General features: G+C 70.7%; 15 protein-coding genes. 7 read left to right on the forward strand and 8 right to left on the reverse strand.

Annotation, left to right across the window (positions count from 1 at the left end):
- Positions 1-66: 66 nt before the first annotated feature.
- From ACX80W_RS08105 to ACX80W_RS08130, 6 genes are all read right to left on the reverse strand, one after another.
- Complete coding sequence (locus ACX80W_RS08105; protein WP_459282110.1) at positions 67-744, reverse strand: DedA family protein; 678 nt, start codon at positions 742-744, stop codon at positions 67-69.
- A 69-nt stretch (positions 745-813) separates the two neighbouring features.
- On the reverse strand, positions 814-1746 hold the full coding sequence (locus ACX80W_RS08110; RefSeq protein WP_459282113.1) for an RluA family pseudouridine synthase: 933 nt from the start codon (positions 1744-1746) through the stop codon (positions 814-816).
- Positions 1746-2561 carry a DNA-formamidopyrimidine glycosylase family protein gene (locus ACX80W_RS08115; RefSeq protein ID WP_459282115.1) on the reverse strand — a complete coding sequence of 272 codons (816 nt, stop codon included), beginning with the start codon at positions 2559-2561 and terminating at the stop codon, positions 1746-1748. The genes ACX80W_RS08110 and ACX80W_RS08115 overlap by 1 nt, the downstream gene beginning before the upstream one ends.
- Positions 2554-7485, reverse strand: coding sequence for a DNA glycosylase AlkZ-like family protein (locus ACX80W_RS08120; RefSeq protein WP_459282117.1), 4932 nt, complete (start codon positions 7483-7485; stop codon positions 2554-2556). Before ACX80W_RS08120 ends, ACX80W_RS08115 begins: the two co-directional genes overlap by 8 nt.
- A gap of 90 nt (positions 7486-7575) precedes the next feature.
- Positions 7576-8235 (reverse strand): DUF4232 domain-containing protein, encoded by a 660-nt coding sequence (locus ACX80W_RS08125; protein WP_459282119.1) that lies wholly within the window; start codon positions 8233-8235, stop codon positions 7576-7578.
- An 86-nt stretch (positions 8236-8321) separates the two neighbouring features.
- On the reverse strand, positions 8322-8783 hold the full coding sequence (locus ACX80W_RS08130; RefSeq protein WP_459282121.1) for a 23S rRNA (pseudouridine(1915)-N(3))-methyltransferase RlmH: 462 nt from the start codon (positions 8781-8783) through the stop codon (positions 8322-8324).
- A 152-nt stretch (positions 8784-8935) separates the two neighbouring features.
- Here ACX80W_RS08130 and ACX80W_RS08135 point away from each other — a divergent pair, with 152 nt between their 5' ends.
- The 6 genes from ACX80W_RS08135 (at position 8936) to ACX80W_RS08160 (ending at position 15658) form a co-directional block, all read left to right on the forward strand.
- Positions 8936-10390 (forward strand): SDR family NAD(P)-dependent oxidoreductase, encoded by a 1455-nt coding sequence (locus ACX80W_RS08135; protein WP_459282123.1) that lies wholly within the window; start codon positions 8936-8938, stop codon positions 10388-10390.
- Entirely contained in the window at positions 10387-11931 is a 1545-nt protein-coding gene (locus ACX80W_RS08140) for a class I SAM-dependent methyltransferase (RefSeq protein ID WP_459282124.1), read from the forward strand. The genes ACX80W_RS08135 and ACX80W_RS08140 overlap by 4 nt, the downstream gene beginning before the upstream one ends.
- Positions 11928-12161, forward strand: coding sequence for a hypothetical protein (locus ACX80W_RS08145; RefSeq protein ID WP_459282126.1), 234 nt, complete (start codon positions 11928-11930; stop codon positions 12159-12161). The genes ACX80W_RS08140 and ACX80W_RS08145 overlap by 4 nt, the downstream gene beginning before the upstream one ends.
- 118 nt (positions 12162-12279) lie before the next feature.
- Positions 12280-13623, forward strand: a complete 1344-nt coding sequence (locus ACX80W_RS08150; RefSeq protein WP_459282128.1) for a family 1 glycosylhydrolase — start codon at positions 12280-12282, stop codon at positions 13621-13623.
- Positions 13613-14743, forward strand: a complete 1131-nt coding sequence (locus tag ACX80W_RS08155) for a glycosyltransferase (protein WP_459282130.1) — start codon at positions 13613-13615, stop codon at positions 14741-14743. The genes ACX80W_RS08150 and ACX80W_RS08155 overlap by 11 nt, the downstream gene beginning before the upstream one ends.
- 12 nt (positions 14744-14755) lie before the next feature.
- The gene (locus tag ACX80W_RS08160) at positions 14756-15658 is read left to right on the forward strand and encodes a phosphodiesterase (protein WP_459282132.1); all 903 of its coding nucleotides are present in this window, start codon (positions 14756-14758) and stop codon (positions 15656-15658) included.
- A gap of 3 nt (positions 15659-15661) precedes the next feature.
- Here the strand turns inward: ACX80W_RS08160 and ACX80W_RS08165 are convergent, their stop codons facing one another.
- A complete protein-coding gene (locus tag ACX80W_RS08165; RefSeq protein WP_459282134.1) occupies positions 15662-15913 on the reverse strand; it encodes a hypothetical protein in 252 nt (83 codons plus the stop codon).
- Between the two features lie 183 nt (positions 15914-16096).
- Here ACX80W_RS08165 and ACX80W_RS08170 point away from each other — a divergent pair, with 183 nt between their 5' ends.
- A complete protein-coding gene (locus ACX80W_RS08170) occupies positions 16097-16639 on the forward strand; it encodes a hypothetical protein (protein ID WP_459282136.1) in 543 nt (180 codons plus the stop codon).
- A gap of 16 nt (positions 16640-16655) precedes the next feature.
- Here the strand turns inward: ACX80W_RS08170 and ACX80W_RS08175 are convergent, their stop codons facing one another.
- Positions 16656-17543, reverse strand: a complete 888-nt coding sequence (locus ACX80W_RS08175; protein ID WP_459282138.1) for a sucrase ferredoxin — start codon at positions 17541-17543, stop codon at positions 16656-16658.
- Between the last annotated feature and the right edge of the window lie 8 nt (positions 17544-17551).

Below are 17551 nucleotides of genomic sequence, written 5' to 3' on the forward strand. Positions count from 1 at the left end.
GGCTTCACTGCCTGCCTTTCGACGGTGCTGCGCCGCCCGGCTCCTACCGGCGCGCTTGCCTTCAGCCTACCCACCCCGGCGCGGCTGCGGGGAGCCCGGCGGATCCGCAGCGACCGGCCCGGACGGTTTTCCGCCCTCCTGCGCGCCGGCTGCCCGTGATCTCCGGCGCTGGCGCAGTCCGAGGACGGCGGCCGTTACCACCCCCACGAAGGTGCCGACGGCGGTGCCCAGGACGATGCTCACCCAGAGCGGCAGGCCGGTGGAGGCGCCGGTCAGGTACCCCAGGCCCAGCAGCCATGCGGCCCACAGGCATGCACCCAGGGCGGTCAGGACCATGAACGGGCGGAGGGCCACCTCGGCGATGCCCGCGGCCGCCACACTGGCGGTCCGGCCGCCCGGGAGGAAGCGCACCGCCACGAGCCCCGCATAGGTGGGGGACTTCCCGGCCTTCTCCACGGCGCGGCGCAACCCGCCGTGGACCGAGCGGCCCCAGCGGAAGCGGTCCAGCCAGTGGGTCAGCCGGCGGCGGAAGAGCAGGAACAGCGCCAGGTCGCCCACCCAGCTGCCGGTGGTCGCAACGAGGACGGCCGCGGGCAGGAAGAGGTTCCCATGCGAGGCCATCGTGCCGGCGGCGATCACCATCAGCTCCGAGGGCACGACGGGAAGGACCACGTCCGCAACGATGACTGCGAACATGAGCAGGAAGTAGAGGGGCATGGCCAGGTCGGAACCGGGAATCTCCACGCTCCCAACCTACAGGCCGCGGACCGGGAAACCACCGGAATCGGGCCAACCGCTGGTGAATTCCGGTGGTTAATCCGGCTCCACGGCGGCCGGCCGGGGCAACTCGGAGAGCCGCAGCGAGGATTCGAAGGAGGACTCGGTGCCCGTCAGCGGGTCGGTGAAGGAGATGCTTTTCGCCAGCAGCTGCAGCGGATTCGAGAAGTCGTCGGCCGCCTGCGGCTTCAGGACCGGGTAGAAGGGATCGTTCAGGATGCCAAGGCCCAGCCCGGCCATGTGCAGCCGCAGCTGGTGGGTCTTGCCGGTGTGCGGCTGCAGGCGGTACCGGCCCGCGCCCGCGTGCTCCTCGAGGAGGCTCACCGTCGTCTCGGTGTTCGGCGCACCCTCGACCTCCTGCGCCAGCAGGTAGGTGCGGGATTTAACGATCCGGCTGCGGACCGTCCGGGGTGCGGAGTCAAGGCCGAGTTCGGGCCGCACCGGGGCGGCCGCCTCGTATTCCTTGCGGATCTGGCGGTTTTCGAACAGGAGCTGGTACTTGCCGCGGGTTGCCGGATTCACGGAGAACATGAGGATCCCGGCGGTCATGCGGTCGAGCCGGTGCATGGGGATCAGGTCGGGCAGGTCCAACTGCACCCGCAGGCGCACCAGTGCCGACTCCGCGACATACATTCCGCCGGGGGTCGTGGGGAGGAAGTGGGGTTTGTCGACCACCAGCAGGTCCTCGTCCTGGTGGAGGATGCGGATTTCCACCGGGAGCTTCTCCTCGACGGGCAGCTCCCGGTAGTACCAGATGAAGGTGTGCTCGGTGAGCGGGGTCTCCCGGGTGAGGACCGTCCCGCCGAGGGCCACCACCTCGCCGCGGTCGAAGCGCTCGCCGATGCCGTCGGGATCGACGTGGTCGAAACGGTCAAGGATGTACTCGAGGGCCGTTGACCACGGCCCCTCGTCGGGCAGGCGGAGCCGGGTGGCGTTGACGCCGTTGCGCACCGGAAGGGGGGACTTCATCACCTTTCAAGGGTACGGGCACCACCGGCGGCCGGCTGGCAGTGCGGGCAGTAGTAGAGGTCCCGCAGTTCGAGTTCATTGTCGCCCAGCTGTTCGAGGACCACCGGGGTGCCGCAGCGAAGGCACCCGCGGTTGGAGCGGCCGTACACCCACAGGTTGTTGCCGCGGAGGTTCCCGGTGGTGGCGCGGGTGCTCCGCAGCTTGTTCGCCTCCAGCAGCTTCTTCGCCAGCTCGACGATGCGTGGCAGGTTGTGCACCTCGCCGACGGGCGTCAGCGGGTGGACCCCGGCCAGGAAGCAGAGCTCGCAGCGGTAGACGTTGCCGATGCCGGCGAGGTTGCGCTGGTCGAGCAGGGCCAGGCCGAGGGGCCGCTCGGGCTGGCTCAGCATCCGCCGCAGTGCCTCGGCCGGGTCCCAGTCCGCGCCCAGCAGGTCCGGCCCCAGGTAGCCGACGGCCTCCTCCTCGCCGGAGCGCGGCAGGACGCGCAGGAACCCCAGCTCGAAGCCCACGACGACGTTGTCCCGGGTCTCCAGGACGCACCGCGCCTTGAAGCCGGGCCGCCGCCACCTGGCTCCGTGGGCGTAGACGTGCCAGAGCCCCTCCATCTTCAGGTGGGAGTGGATGTCCCAGCCGTCCGGGCCGCCGCCGCGGATCAGCAGGTGCTTGCCCCGGGAGACCACCTCGTCGACGGTGTCGCCGGTGAAGTCCACGGTGGCGAAGCGCGGCACCCGGATGTCGCAGCGGGTCAGCTCCTTACCGGCGAGGGCCGCATGAAGGTCGCGGGCGGCCCGCCAGACCGTATCCCCCTCAGGCACGGATCCTCAGCCCCTTGGGGGTTGTGTAGAACCCGGCGGCCGCAAGGGCCGAGCCGACCCCGGTGTCGAGGATGTCGCCGCCGTTGACCTTCTCCAGCGCCATCTTGTCGGCCGCGCCGCGCCGGATGACGCCGACGAGGGCCGCCGCGGCAAGGTCAAGGGCGGGCTGGTCCTCGGTGAAGGCCAGCAGCGTTTTGCCTCCCCGCTCCACATAGAGCACGAGGTCGCCGTCGACGAGGACAACGAGGGCGCCGGCCTTGCGGCCGGGCCGGTGCCCTCCCTCGGCCTGCGGCCAGGCCAGGGCGGCGCCGTACGGGTTGGCCGGGTCGGTCGCGGCCAGGGCGGTCGCCGTCGGCACCGGCCCCCCGGCGGCCTCCGAGCGGGGGTCGTTGTCGGCGCTGAAGGAGCGCAGCCGATCGACGGTCGAGGGCACGGCGAACTGAGCGGCTCCGAGCTGTTCGATGAAGTACCCGCGCCGACACCGGCCCATCTCCTCGAGCCGCGCAAGCACCTTGTACATCAGGCCGAATCCGCCGGGCACCCCCTCGCTGCCCACGGCGCCGCGGGTCACGACGCCGTAGCGGTCGAGCAGGAGCTCTGCGGTGGCGTGGGCATGCAGCGTCGACTCGTTCTCGACGGGTGGCAGCAGGTTCCAACGCCCGGCCGCGACCGGCGGGGTGGTCCGCTGGTACCCGGAGGCGCCGTCGGGCCCGCCGGCAAGGCTCATCGAGGTGTTCGTCAGGGACCGTCCCGGGGCGCGCCCGAGCCGCCCGGCGCGGGAGGTGCGGGCGCGTGCCGGCGGCTGGCGCTGCTTGTGCGCGGTGCGCCCTCCGGCCAGCAGCGCCCGGACGGGGGTGAAGGTGTCATTGCTGACGCGGCCGGCCCACACCAGGTCCCAAAGCGCGGTGACGAGGTCGGTGTCGGAGGGGACGCTGTCCACGTCGAGTGCGGTGGTGAGCTGGCGCAGGAAATACCCGCCCCCGCCGCCGAGCAGTTCGAGCAGTGCCGCCGAGAGCGGGGAGGGCTCGTAGGCCGGGTCGGGGCGGAGGGTCAGCGGCGCGTTCTCGGCAAGGTGAAGGGCGATCCAGCCGTCGTTCCCGGCGAGCGATCCGGCCCCCGACCACACCACCTCCCCGGTGGCGGTCAGCTCGTCGAGCATCGCGGGCGAGTAGTTGGCGACCCGCTGGCCCAGGATGAGCGGTTCCCACGCGGAGGCCGGGATCGGCACCCCGGAGAGCTGGTCGATTACGGTGGCCACGCCGTCGAGGCCGCGGAGCCCGGAGCCGATGTGCTGCCACACCGGCAGGAACCTGCCGTAGGCGGCGGGGTCGACCGGCTCCACTTCCTGCCGCAAGGCCGCAAGGGAGCGGCGCCGCAGCCGGCGCAGCACCTCGACGTCGCACCATTCGCTCGGGGCGGCGGGGTGGACCACGGTGGTCTCCCCGGCCTGCGGGGCGGCCTCCGCGGGCCGGAACTCGCCCTCGACGGTCCGCCCGTCGGCGGCCAGCCGCTGCAGGGCCGTGGCGACGACCGCCACGCCGAGCCCGAGCCGGGCCGCCGCCTCGGCCGCGGTGAAGGGCCCGTGCGTGCGGGCGTACCGGCTGACAAGGTCGCCCAGAGGGTCGGCGACGGGTTCGATGAAGGCCAGCGGGATGCCCATCGGCAGGGGGACGCCGAGCGCGTCACGCAGCCGGGCTGCGTCCTCGACGGCCGAGATCCGTTCGACCCCGGCAATATGGACGGTCAGGGCGCGGTTGGCGCGCAGGAGCGGCTCCACCAGGGCCGCGGCCTCGGCCTCGGTGGCGGCCGGCGCCGCAGCCGTTCCGCCGTCGGATCCGGACCCGCCGTCGGATCCCGACCCGCCGTCGGGCCCGGACCCGTCGGCCGCGGTTCCGGTGCCCTCGAGCCGTTCGGCGATGTCGCCGATGCTCAGCGGGCCCAGGAGGCGCAGGAGGTCGGCCACGCCCTCCATCCCGCGGGCGCGCCGGTCGGGGCGGAGGCGCTGCAGTTCGCGTTCGGTGTCGGCGATGACCTTCGCATCGAGCAGCTCGCGCAGTTCCGCGCGGCCGAGCAGCTCGTTGAGGAGGGTGGGGTCGAGCGAGAGGGCCGCGGCCCGCCGTTCGGCGAGCGGGGAGTCCCCCTCGTACAGGAAGGAGGCGACGTAGCCGAAGAGCATCGAGCGGGCGAAGGGGGAGGCCTGCTGGGTGGTGACCTCGACCATCCGCAGCTCGCGGCGCTCGAGGGAGGCCGCGAGGTCCTTGAGGGCCGGCAGATCGTAGACGTCCTGCAGCACCTCGCGCACCGTCTCCAGCACGATGGGGAAGGTCGGGTACTTCTTGGCGACGTCGAGCAGCTGCGCCGAGCGCTGCCGCTGCTGCCACAGGGGGCTGCGCTTGCTCGGGTTCTGCCGCGGCAGCAGCAGCGCCCGGGCGGCGCACTCCCGGAACCGTGAGGCGAACAGGGCCGATCCGCCGACCTCCGCCGTGACGATCCCGTCGAGTTCGTCGGCGTCGAAGAGGAACAGCTCCGCCCCGGGCGGCTCGTCCTCCATCAGGGGCACCCGCAGCACGATGCCGTCGTCGGAGGCCATTGCGGAGCCGTCCATGCCGTAGCGCTGCTCGAGGCGCGCCCCAACGGCCAGCGCCCAGGGGGCGTGCACGGGCATGCCGAAGGGGCTGTGGAGCACCACGCGCCAGTCGCCGAGCTCGTCGTGGAAGCGCTCGACGACGAGCGTGCGGTCGTTGGGCACCACCTCGGTGGCCTCGCGCTGCTCCCGAAGGTAGGTCAGCAGGTTCCCGGCGGCCCATTCGTCGAGCCCGATCCGCTGGCACCGCTCGCGGGCCTGGTCCTCGGGTGCGTAGGACATTTCCCGGACGAACGCTCCGAGCGCCCGGCCCAGCTCGACCGGGCGGCCCAGGGAGTCGCCCTTCCAGAACGGCAGCTTGCCGGGCTGGCCGAAGGCGGGGGAGACGAGGACCCGGTCGTGGGTGATCTCCTCGATCCGCCAGCTGGTGGCGCCGAGGGCGAAGACGTCGCCCACCCGGGATTCGTAGACCATCTCCTCGTCGAGTTCCCCGACCCGCCGGCCGCCGGCCCGGGCCCCCTCGCCTTCGGAACCGACGAGGAACACCCCGAAGAGGCCGCGGTCGGGGATGGTGCCGCCGGAGGTGACGGCGAGGCGCTGGGCGCCGGGGCGCCCGGTGATCGTCCCCTCGGTCCGGTCCCAGATGATCCGCGGCCGCAGCCCGGCGAACTCGTCCGAGGGGTAGCGTCCCGCGAGCAGGTCGAGGGTGGCGTCGAAGGCCGAGCGCGGCAGGGTGGCGAACGGCGCGGACTTCCGCACGACGTCGAACCATTCCTCGACGTCGATGGTGCCCAGCGCCGCGGCGGCCACGGTCTGCTGGGCGAGGATGTCCAGCGGATTCGCGGGGATGGCGAGCGGTTCGATCTTGCCCGCGAGCATCCGCTCGACGGTCACCGTGGTGTTGACCAGGTCGCCGCGGTGCTTTGGGAACAGCACGCCCTGGGACACCTCGCCGACCTGATGGCCGGCGCGGCCCACCCGCTGAAGGCCGCTGGCGACGGACTGTGGGGACTCGACCTGCACCACGAGGTCGACGGCGCCCATGTCGATGCCGAGTTCGAGGGAGCTCGTGGCCACCACGCAGCGCAGCCGCCCGGACTTGAGGTCGTCCTCGATGAGGGCGCGCTGGTCCTTCGACACCGAGCCGTGGTGGGCGCGGGCCAGCAGGGGCTCGGCGCCCGCGCTCGAGCCGGCCTGCGCCATGATCTGCGCCGGCGGCGCCGCGGGCCGTGGTGGGGAACCGGCCGCAGCGCCGGGTGCCTCCCCGCCGTCCGCTCCGGTCGCCTCCCCGCCGGCTGCTTCCCCTCCGGCCAAGGCGGCGTCGCGTTCGAGGCGTTCGGCGTGGATCTCGTTGAGCCGCGCCGTGAGGCGTTCGGCGAGCCGGCGCGAGTTCGCGAAGACGATCGTGGAGCGGTTCTCCTCGATCAGGTCGACAATGCGTTCCTCGACGTGCGGCCAGATGCTCGCCTGGGGCACGGCGTCGCCGTCGCCGCCGTCCGGGCCGCCGGTGGCTCCGCCGAGTTCGGTCATGTCCTCCACCGGCACGGAGACGGTCAGGTCCCACTTCTTCGTGGAGGGCGGGGCGACGATCTGCACCGGGGCGTTGCCGGAGAGGAACCGCGCCACGGTCTCCCGGGGTTCGACGGTGGCCGAGAGCCCGATCCGCTGCACCGGCCTGCCCAGCAGGGCGTCGAGCCGGGCCAGCGACACCGCCAGGTGCGCTCCGCGTTTCGTGCCGGCGACGGCGTGCACCTCATCGACAATGACGGTGTCGACCTCCGAGAGGGTCTCCCGGGCCCGTGAGGTCAGCATCAGGAAGAGGGACTCGGGGGTGGTGATGAGGATGTCCGGGGGCCGGGTGAGCAGGGCGCGCCGTTCGGCCTGCGGGGTGTCGCCCGAGCGGACCCCCACCGTGATCGACGGCGCCGGAAGGCCCAGCCGGCGGGCCGTCTGGGTGATGCCGATCAGCGGGGCGCGGAGGTTGCGCTCGACGTCGACGCCGAGCGCCTTGAGGGGGGAGATATAGAGCACCCGTGTGCTGCGTGCCGGCTTCGCCGGGGAGTCCTTCGGGCCGGGGGAACCCTTAGCGCCCTTCGAACCCTTGGCGGCCGCCGCAGGATCCGCCGCCGCCGGTTCGACCTCCCCGTTCACCAGCAGGCGGTCCAGGGCCCAGAGGAACGCCGCGAGGGTCTTGCCCGATCCGGTCGGCGCCACCACCAGGGCGTTCGATCCGGCCGAGATGGCCTTCCAGGCACCCTCCTGCGCCGCGGTGGGCGCGGAGAAGGCGCCGGCGAACCACTCCGAGGTGGCGGGGGTAAACCTGCTCAACACCGATGTCACCCCAACATCATCCCCCAGATTGCCGACATTCCGGTCTGCCGGAATGGAGTCCGGGCCTGCGGGGACCCGGCGGAGGCGTGCCGGACGGGGTCAGCCCGCGGGCTGCATGGCGCCCACCGTCATCAGGACGATCGACGAGGCCGAGCAGGCGGTGATTTCCTGCGGCAGGATGAGCGAATCGGTTGCGCCGGGCGGGTAGACCCGCAGCCCGGCCGCGGGCACCGCGGCGCAGGCGGCGCCGTAGTTGCCGGCGTTGGCCTGGCGGAGGACCGCCGTCGCCGAGGCGCCGGGCTGGAGTTCGAAGGCAGCACCTGGCTCCCCGCGGTCGGCTGGTGCGCCGAGCTGGGTGCCAGCGGCGTCGACGTAGGAAACACCGGGGTAGCCGGCCATGTCGCAGGCCGTATCGGAGGTGTTCGTCAGGGTCAGGGTCCGGTAGGCGCTCCCGGCCGCCCCGGCGCCCGGTTCGGTGGTGAGGGCACCGGAGAGCACTGCCGCGGTGCAAACGCCGCCGTCACCGGCCGGAGGCTTGGGCGACGGGGACGCGGAGGGCGACGCAGAGGCAGACGGGGTGGCCGAGGGCGCCTCGGACGCTTCGCCGGAGGGCGACGCCGACGCCGACGCCGACGACGACGGGCTGGAGCGGCCCTCGGCGCCGGCGGGCTCGGAGGACGCCGGCGCGCACGCGCCGAGCAGGGCCGCAGTGCCGAGAGCTGCGGTGGCGAGGATCCAATGCGGTGTACCCGAAGTCATAAAGCCACAGTAGGCGTGGTGCGGCTGTGATGCATGAGGCGGCGCGCATTCCACGGCTTGAGTGTCGGGATCGTTATGGAACCGGCCTATTCGTGGTGGTAGGAGCGCCGTCCGGCGATCTCCTGGGCGCGGTAGACCTGCTCGGCGAGGATGAGCCGGACCAGCTGGTGCGGGAACACGAGCTTGGACAGCGAAAGGACGAAGTCCGCACGCCGGTGCACCGTGTCGTCGACGCCGTAGGCGCCTCCGATGAGGAAGGTCACGGGCCGTGAGGCGTCAAGCGGCCCGCCCAGGGTGCGGGAGAAGGCTGGGGAGTCAATGGACTTGCCCCGCTCGTCGAGGAGGATCACGTAGTCGCGCGCGTCGGGAGTCTTCGCCAGGAGCCGCTCCGATTCCTCGGCCCTGGCGGCGTCGCCCTCCCGGGCGGAGTGGGGGAGGAACTGCCAGGACAGGTCGAAGGGCTTCTTGAGGCGTTTCTCGTACCGGGCGATTCCGTCGGAAACCCAGGGTTCATGTTTCCGGCCCACGGCCAGTACTCGGATTGCCATTTCCTCAGGCTATCGCGCCGGAGAGGGGCCCGGCCGATGGGTAAACTTCGGGTAAAACGCAAGAGTCCGGGAGGTGAACAAAAACAGTGCCCACACCAAAAAATATCAGTACGCTTACCAAACTCCGGCGGGATCGAAAGGCGGGTGGAGAGTTGGCAACTGACGAGGGCTATATTGGGCGACCGGGTGGAGGAGCCGCCCCCGGCGGGCGGACCATCGCCGTCGTCCTTGCCGGCGGAGTCGGCACGCGGATGGGTCTCGACATCCCCAAACAGCTCGTGCCCATCGCCGGCAGGACGAGCCTCGAGCACACTGTCGAGATCTTCTCGACCTGCCCGGGCATCGACGAGGTCCTGGTGATGATGGACCCCGGCAGCATCGCCCGTGCCCGTGAACTCCTCCCGGCGTCCCGCTTTCCCCGCCTGTCCGCGATCCTCGAGGGCGGCGTCGACCGCAACGACACCTCCTACCGGGCGCTGAAGGCCATCGCGGAGCCCGGCGCCAAGGTGATCTTCCACGACGCCGTCCGCCCGCTCGTCGATTTCTCCATCATCCGGGCGTGCATCGACGCGCTCGACAGCTACGACGCGGTGGACACCGGCATCCCCTCGGCCGACACCATCATCGAAGTGGACGGGTCCGACATCATCCGGGCGGTCCCCCCGCGCTCCTCCCTGCGCCGCGGGCAGACACCCCAGGCCTTCCGCTGGGACACCATCATGGACGCCTACTCCCTGGCCCGGCAGGACCCGGCGTTCACGGCCACCGATGACTGCTCGGTCGTGCTGAAGTACCGTCCGGACGTGCCGATCATCGTCGTGCCCGGGCATGAGGCGAACATCAAGATCACCCACCCGATCGATATCCACCTGGCGGACAAGCTGTTCCAGCTGAAGAACCGGGAGGTCGAACCGGTGCCGTTCCCGGTCTCGAGCCTGCGCGGTGCCACCGTCGTCGTGTTCGGCGGCAGCTCGGGCATCGGCGAGGAGCTCGCCCGCCAGCTCGACGCCGAAGGAGCCAACGTCGTCTGCCACAGCCGCACCGGCACGGGCACCTTCGTCGAGGACCGCACCTCGGTGGCGCGCGCGCTCGCCGCGGCGTCGGCAACCTACGGGCGGATCGACCACGTCGTCCTCACCGCTGGGGTGCTGACCATCGGGGCCCTCGTCGAACTCACCGACGAGCAGATCCGGCACGACGTCGACGTCAACCTGATGGCGGCCTTCATCGTCGCCCAGGAGTCCCATTCCTACCTCTCCGACTCCCAGGGCTCGCTGCTGCTGTACTCCTCCAGTTCGTATACTCGCGGCCGGGCCAAGTACACGGTGTACTCAGCGACGAAGGCCGCCGTCGTGAACCTCACGCAGGCACTCGCCGACGAGTGGGGCGAAGACCGCATCCGGGTGAACTGCATCAGCCCCAGCCGCACGGCGACGCCCATGCGGGTTCGGGCCTTCGGTGTCGAGGATGAAACCTCCCTTGTGCCGGTCGGGGAGGTGGCACGGGTCAGCGCGCAGGTGCTGGCCTCGGACGTCACCGGGCAGGTCTTCGACGTCCGGCTGCCCGCAACCGACCCCCTGCACGTCTCCCTGGAAACCGCGAAGTGACAGCGTCGTTTGCCGCCGACACCAAACGCCTGACCGTCACCGGAACGGACCTCGCCCCGGGGTCGGCCGTGTCGGTCCTGCTCGCCGGGCGCCGGATCTGGACGTTCCGGGTGCCGGAGGACGGCGCCGGCTGGGACGGCGTGAGCGTCGAGTGGCCGCCGGCGCTCGCCGAGCGGCTCCGTGGCCGGGCGCGGTTGGCCGTCGAACGCGACGGAGCCATGATCGGCAGTGAACAGCCCGTCCAGTTCGACGAGAGCGACACCGAGCTGCTGTTGTGCGAGCCGGCCACGGGCATCCCGCTGGTGGTCAACAAGTGGGGAAGGATCGCGCGCTCCTTTGAGGGCCGCGAGGCCTCGCTCCTCGAAGGGGTACTGGACGAGGCCGAACGGCTCATCGCGCTCGTCCGGGACCGGGCGGGGATCGAGCTCTTCGTCACCGGGGGCACCCTGCTCGGCCCGGTGCGCGACGGACGGATTCTCCCAAGCGACGACGACGCCGACCTCGCCTACCTCAGCCGGTACGAAAACCCCTCCGACGTCGCCCTCGAGAGCTACGCGCTCGAGCGGATGCTCGTCGCGGAGGGCCACGAGGTGGTGCGGCACTCCAGTGGACACCTTCAGCTGATGTACCCCGGCGGAACGGTCACCGACCGCTTCTACCTCGACATCTTCACCTACTTCGTCTGCTCCGGCTGGTTCCACGGCACCTTCCACGCCCGTGAGCGAGCCGGGGAGGTACGGATCCTGCCGCTGAAACCGGTGAACGTCAACGGCCGGATGCTGCCCGGGCCCGCGGAGCCGGAGCGGATGCTCACCGCCATCTACGGTCCCGGCTGGAGAACCCCCGATCCGGCGTTCCGGTTCGTCACCCCGCCGTCGGCCGGGCGGCGGTTCTACTGGTGGCTCAACCACTTCGACGTCGACCGTGAGAACTGGGAGGACCAGCACCGGGCCGAGATCGAGGTGGACCCTGCACCGCCGCCGTCGTCCTTCGCGCTCGCCACCGCCGGCAGGCTTGGCCCCGGATCCTCGGTGCTCGACCTCGGCTGCGGCTTGGGCGCCGATGCCCGCAACTTCGCGGCGCAGGGACATTCGGTGCTCGGGGTGGATTACAGCAGGCCGGCCCTGGTCTTCGCCCGCGGGGCGGGGGATGAGGACGGACGGCTGCGCTTTGAGTACACGAACCTCTATATGGCCCGGCATGCGATGCGCCTGCGGAGGCAATGCGCGCAGCTGGCGGGCCCGGTGCACGTGTACGGGAACCAGCTCTTCAACGCGCTCAGCCCGCTGGGCTGGGATACGACCCTCCAGCTGGTGAAGCACCTGCTGGCCGAGCCGGAGGCGCGGGCCTACTTCGAGGTCGGCATCGGCGGGGAGGTGGGGTCGCCGAGCTGGCTCGAGTACCGGCCCGTGGAGTGGCGGCGGTTCGTGGAGCAGTTGGCCCGGTACGGGCTGGAGATCGAAGAGGAAACGGAAGTTCCGTTGTCGGACTCGGCGGGTATTGAGATCCGCCGGGTGATCGTTCGAAGGAGCAAGCCATGAGTGCTGTAGGCGAGAAGTTGAGACGGCCGGGCCGGAAGCTGCTGCGCGCGGCGATTCCAGGAATCCTGCAGAGAATCGACACCATCCCCGTCCTCCAGCAGGAGATCGAGGCCCTGCGCGCGGAGGTCATCCGCCTCGACGCGGACCTCGACGAGTCGCGCCGACTCAACCTGCGTGCGGCCGAACTGCTCGACACCGTCTACGAGGAACTCGGCAGACGCCCGGCGTGATTCAGCGGAAAATCCCCGCTGAGATTTTCCTCGCCGCAAGGTAGTAAGCAGCCTTACTATTTGGTGACCCAGCTTTATCCGGATGCCTTTTCGGCTCCGCCATCGACAGGAGAACCGTATGGCGCCAAGCGTTCGGCCGCCCGGACCGCCCATCGAGATCATCGGCGGGTTCGAGAGCACCTTCCTGCCCGCCCACGACCGGGACATCTTCGAAACCACCGAACACGACATCCGGTGGCGGGACGACCTGGAGCTGCTGCGCCGCTCGGGCATCACCCGGCTCCGCTATCCCGTCCGGTGGCACCGCCTCGAGGCGGTCGAGGGCGTCTTCGACTGGTCGGCCACCGACGAGGTGCTGAACCACCTGCGCGGCAACGGCTTCCGGCCGATCGTGGACCTGGTGCACCACACCAGCTATCCCACCTGGCTCGAGGGCGGCTTCGGCGACGCCCGGTTCGGCCCGGCCTACCTGCGCTACGCGGAGGCGTTCGCCCGCCGCTACCCGTGGGTGGAGGAGTACACGCTCTTCAACGAGCCCTTCTCGACGCTCTTCCTCTCCGGGCATGAGGCGATCTGGCCGCCCTACCACTCCGGACTCCGGGGCTTCATCGACCTCATCGCCAACGTCCTGCCCGCGGTGGCCGAGGCGAGCCGGCTCTACCGGGAACTCCTGCCCGGCGCCCGGCACGTCTGGGTCGACACCTGCGAGTTTCACACCGGGTCCGACGCCCCCGGCCAGGCGTACGCCGACATGGCCAACGAACGGCGCTTCCTGGTGCTCGACAGCTTCCTCGGGCGCGGCTACGACGCCGGGAGCCAGCTCGGCCGCGACCTCGCCCCGGTGGGCGGGGAGCGGCTGCAGGGCCTTGAGCCGGGCTTCGTCGACGTCCTGGGGCTCGATTACTACGCCCACTGCCAGTGGAATTTTTCCGCCGAGGGCGGGACCGCCCCCACCCCGACGCCCCTGCCGCTGGCCGACCAGATCGGGCAGTACTGGGAGCGCTACGGCCTTTCCTGCATGATCACCGAGACGAATGTCCGCGGCCACACCGGCGACCGGGCGGGCTGGCTCAAGTACGTGCTCGAGCAGTGCGAGGAGGCCCAGGCGCGCGGCGTCGCCGTCGAGGGCCTGTGCTGGTTCCCCGTCATCGACTCGACCGACTGGGATTCGCTGCTGTTCCGCTGCGACGGGCACGTCGATCCGGTGGGCGTCTACTGGCTGGACGAACTGCTGGACCGCCGGGAATCGGTGATGTCCGCCGCGTATGCCCGTGCCGCCGCCGGGGTGCGGGCCGTCGATCTGCCGGCGTACTCCTTCGCGGAGCCCGTGAACACGTGGCTGCGCGGGTACTTCCCGCAGATGTCCCACTGGAACTTTTCGACGCCCCCGAGCACCGATATCGGTTCCAGCCTCCCCCGAACCACCACTCGAATGGAATTGAGGATCGTCGATGCAAAGTGAACTCATCGTGCTGTCGCACCTGCGGTGGGATTGGGTCTGGCAGCGCCCGCAGCAGCTCATGTCGCGGCTCGGCAAGGCGCCGGCCCGCACCACCTGGTTCGTCGAGGAACCCCTCACCCCCGCCGGCGTCGAGGTGACCCGGAACCGGCTTGGCACCCAGGAAGTTGAGGGGCTGACCCGGGTGTGGCTCGAGATCCCCGAACAGGGAAGGCACGTCGGCTTCTTCGACGAGGTGATGCCCGACTACATCGAGCAGCTACCGCAGCTCATCGGACCGCCGGCCGGCGAGCGCGTCGTGTGGATCTACACCCCGCTGGCCCTCGAGGCCGCGCTGGCGCTGGCGCCCACCACCCTCGTCTACGACGTGATGGATGACCTCGCGGCGTTCAAGGATGCGGCGCCGGAGCTCGTCGTGCGCCAGCGCCAGGCGCTGCGCCGCGCCGACGTCGTGTTCGCCGGCGGTCGCTCCCTGCACCGTTCGGTGGTGAGGCAGGGCCGCGAGGATGCGCACCTGGTGCCCAGCGGCGTCGCGACCGAGCACTACGCCGCCGCGGGCAGGCATGCGAAGCGGAACCGGGAGCGCCCGGTGGCCGGGTATGTCGGCGTCCTCGACGAGCGGCTGGACCTGGAGCTCCTGGCGGACCTCGCCGCACAGCTGCCCGGGTGGGACATCCACATGATCGGGCCGGTGTGCAAGATTGATCCCGCGGACCTGCCCCAGGCCCCGAACATCTCCTACCTCGGGCAGCAGTCCTATGAGGACCTTCCCCGGTTGATGGCCGAACTCGACGTGGCCCTGATGCCCTTTGCCCTCAATGAGGCGACCCGCTCGATCAGTCCCACGAAGACCCTGGAATACCTCGCCTGCGGGCTGCCGGTCGTCTCGACCCGGGTTCCCGACGTCGTCGCCGACTTCACCGGCGTCGTCGACCTGCAGGACGACGGCGGAGGTTTCGCCGCGGCCTGTGAACGGCTCGTTGGGCGGGCCGGACGTGCCCCGTCGGCGGAACTGAAGCGGCTGCTGAAACGCCACCACTGGGACCGGATCGCGGTCGCAATGGAAAAGCTGGTGTTCACGGGCCAAATGCACCCCGCCGAGACCGAGGAAGCAACAGCCTAGGCGATGGGGTCCATGGGGGAAGAACGCGCGGGCGCCGAATTCTCGCGCGAACACCCGCCTGCCAGCCACGTGATCCTGCACCTGAGCGACACCCACCTCGTGGCTGATGGGCTGCTGTACGGCGGGGTGGACAGCGGGGCCCGGCTGCGGGCGCTCCTTGAGCAGACCCTCACCTCCGGCGTCGAACCGGAGGCGATGATCTTCACCGGGGACCTCACAGACAAGGGGCACCCGGAGGCCTATGCGAGGCTGCGCGGCATCGTCGAGCCCATCGCCGACCGGCTTGGGGCACAGCTGATCTGGCTGATGGGCAACCACGACGACCGGGCCCGGCTGCGCTCGGGGCTGCTCGGGGAGCCGCCGGTGGACACCCCGCTGTACCGCAGCTACCGGCTGGGCGGCCTCCGGGTGATCACCCTCGACACCTCGGTTCCGGGCCACCATTACGGGGAGATCTGCGCCGAGCAGTTTGAGTGGCTTGCGGGCCAGCTCGCGCGGCCGACCCCCGAGGGCACCATCCTGGCGATGCACCACCCGCCGGTGCCCATGATTCAGGACCTCGCCATCCTGACCGAGTTGCGGCACCAGAGCCGGCTCAGGGAGGCGCTCCAGGGAACCGATGTCCGGCTGATCCTGGGCGGACACCTCCACTTCTCGTCCTCGGCGACCTTCGCCGGGATTCCGGTGTCGGTGGCCTCGGCGACCTGCTACACCCAGGACCTCAATGTTGAGGTCGGGGGATCCCGCGGCCGGGACGGCGCCCAGTCGCTCAACCTTGTGCACGTCTATCCGGACACGATCATCAACTCGGTGGTGCCGCTGGGCACCTACAGCACCGTGGGGGAGTATGTTCCCCCGGAGGAGGCGCAGCGGCGGCTCTACCGCGCCGGCCGGCGCTTGGTGCGGCGAAGCTGAGGCTCAGCTATTGATGTCGCCGCCGCGCCGGTCCAGCGAGGTGACGTAGTCCTGGAAGTGCTCGGGCAGCCGGACGTTCCCCGAATCCCTTGAGACGCTTGTCCACCAGGAAGCCGTGGTGGTGCCGCCGACGTGGGCGAGCTCCTCGAGGGTGTCGGCGGTCAACGGGGCGTTCGGGTCGGACTTGAGGAGGTCCTGGGTGGCCGGGGAAAGCTTCGCCCACACCAGGGCGTCGTCGGCGCGGTCATCTCTCATGGCGAATGCCTACGCCGGTGCCTTTTGGGGCACTCCTCCCTGCGGGCTCCTTGACAGGAGCGGCAGCGCCCCTCCGTCCGGTGGCCACAGGTTCGGTAATTTAGGTGAAACTCCCGGGGCCTGAAATTAGAGTGTAGGTACGCTGGCATGATCCCGGCCGGCGACTTCAATGTTGGGGGCGTCATGAGGAACTCCATCGCACTTACCGCCACTCTCCTGATCGGGCTCGGGTTGTCGGGCTGTGGCGGAGGAGAGTCGGCAGAAACGCCCCCGAGCGAGCCTCCCACGACCCAGGACGCCATCGAGGAAGTCCCCTCGAACCAGAGTGCGGCGTTCGGCGACACCGTGACCTTCGACGGGGGCGTGGAGGTGACCCTCCAATCCCACGGGTTCGAGGCCGCGTCCGGCAGCGCGCCAGGGGCCGTCGACGGCCAGTACGCGGTCTTCGAGATCACGGTGGTCAACAACGGCGAGGAGGAAGTGGATGGCGGCCTGATGAACCTGCCCACGGTCCGTGCCGGTGACTCCGGCACAGCGGTTCAGCCGGTTGTCGATTCGGACACGGGCATCGGCACGGAGGTCCTCTCGACCATCCCGGTCGGCGGAACCGAAACCGCGAAGTTTGCCTACGGCATCGCCGCTGCCGATGCGGACCTCGTCCAGGTGGAGATTGCGGATCCCACCGGGGCCGGCCAGGACGCCATCTTCCAGGGTGCCATCGAGTAGGTTCCCGACCAGGGTTTCACACGGCCGTGATCGAAACCGTCTCGTACACGACCACCGAGCCCGGCGCCGGCGCGCGGCAGGTCAACTGGTTCGGTGGGGCACGGCGGACCCGCAGCTCGACGTCGGTCTGTGCGGGGTGGGGCGGGGGAGCGGTGAGGCGGATCCGCCAGAGGTCACCGTGGCGGCTTGTGCCGGCGACCGTATAGTCCCGCCGGCCTGCCGGACCGAAGCGTTCGAGCGCCGCAGCCACTGCGGCCTGCTGGGGTTGGAGGAGGTCGGTGTAGCCGCGCAGGTACTCCGCGTGGATGGAGTCGGCGAGGTGCCCTTCCACAGTGGCGACCGACGACTCGGCGTCGAGGCCGCCGTAGTAGACGCCGTCGGGCGCGACGACGACGTTGGCCGCAAACCGGTCACCGCCGACGTGCGAGCATTCCCACACCTGCTCGGACCAGCGTTCACTCAGCACACGTCCAATTGGACGTCCGCGCAGCGCGCAGCAGGTGTCGTGCAGGCCATGGGTGCAGACGAGGAGGACCGGCGGGTGGCCGAGTTCGCCCGGCCGGGTAAGGGCGGCTGCGATCTCCGCCAGATCCTCTTCACGGCTCCAGGACCCCCATTGCTGGCGGTGGGCGCCGGATCCGTCATGGCGCAGGACGGCCCAGCGGTTGGGGCCTTCGCGGCGACGGCGGCCGGGCCGCCGCACCAGCAGTACCCGCGCCCGCGCCGCCTGGGCGGCGGTGATCACGAGGTCCTTCGTCTCGGGCTCGAGGGTGAGCCCGTCGAAGCTGTTGAACGGCCACCGGCCGCGGTGCTCGATGAGGACCCAGACGACGTCGTTCGGCGCCGTGCCGGCCATCGGGTCGCCCCGCACCCGGGCACCGTCGGCGCAGAAGAAGCGTTCCATGGCGGTCG

The sequence above is a fragment of the Arthrobacter melezitosi genome (genome assembly GCF_054511055.1).

Excerpts from the sequence above, each read along its gene's own strand:
- ACX80W_RS08160 (WP_459282132.1), top strand. The coding sequence starts at position 14,756 with ATGGGGGAAGAACGCGCGGGCGCCGAATTCTCGCGCGAACACCCGCCT.
- ACX80W_RS08175 (WP_459282138.1), bottom strand. The coding sequence starts at position 17,543 with ATGGAACGCTTCTTCTGCGCCGACGGTGCCCGGGTGCGGGGCGACCCG.
- ACX80W_RS08110 (WP_459282113.1), bottom strand. The coding sequence starts at position 1,746 with ATGAAGTCCCCCCTTCCGGTGCGCAACGGCGTCAACGCCACCCGGCTC.
- ACX80W_RS08155 (WP_459282130.1), top strand. The coding sequence starts at position 13,613 with ATGCAAAGTGAACTCATCGTGCTGTCGCACCTGCGGTGGGATTGGGTC.
- ACX80W_RS08165 (WP_459282134.1), bottom strand. The coding sequence starts at position 15,913 with ATGAGAGATGACCGCGCCGACGACGCCCTGGTGTGGGCGAAGCTTTCC.
- ACX80W_RS08130 (WP_459282121.1), bottom strand. The coding sequence starts at position 8,783 with ATGGCAATCCGAGTACTGGCCGTGGGCCGGAAACATGAACCCTGGGTT.
- ACX80W_RS08170 (WP_459282136.1), top strand. The coding sequence starts at position 16,097 with ATGAGGAACTCCATCGCACTTACCGCCACTCTCCTGATCGGGCTCGGG.
- ACX80W_RS08145 (WP_459282126.1), top strand. The coding sequence starts at position 11,928 with ATGAGTGCTGTAGGCGAGAAGTTGAGACGGCCGGGCCGGAAGCTGCTG.
- ACX80W_RS08150 (WP_459282128.1), top strand. The coding sequence starts at position 12,280 with ATGGCGCCAAGCGTTCGGCCGCCCGGACCGCCCATCGAGATCATCGGC.
- ACX80W_RS08125 (WP_459282119.1), bottom strand. The coding sequence starts at position 8,235 with ATGACTTCGGGTACACCGCATTGGATCCTCGCCACCGCAGCTCTCGGC.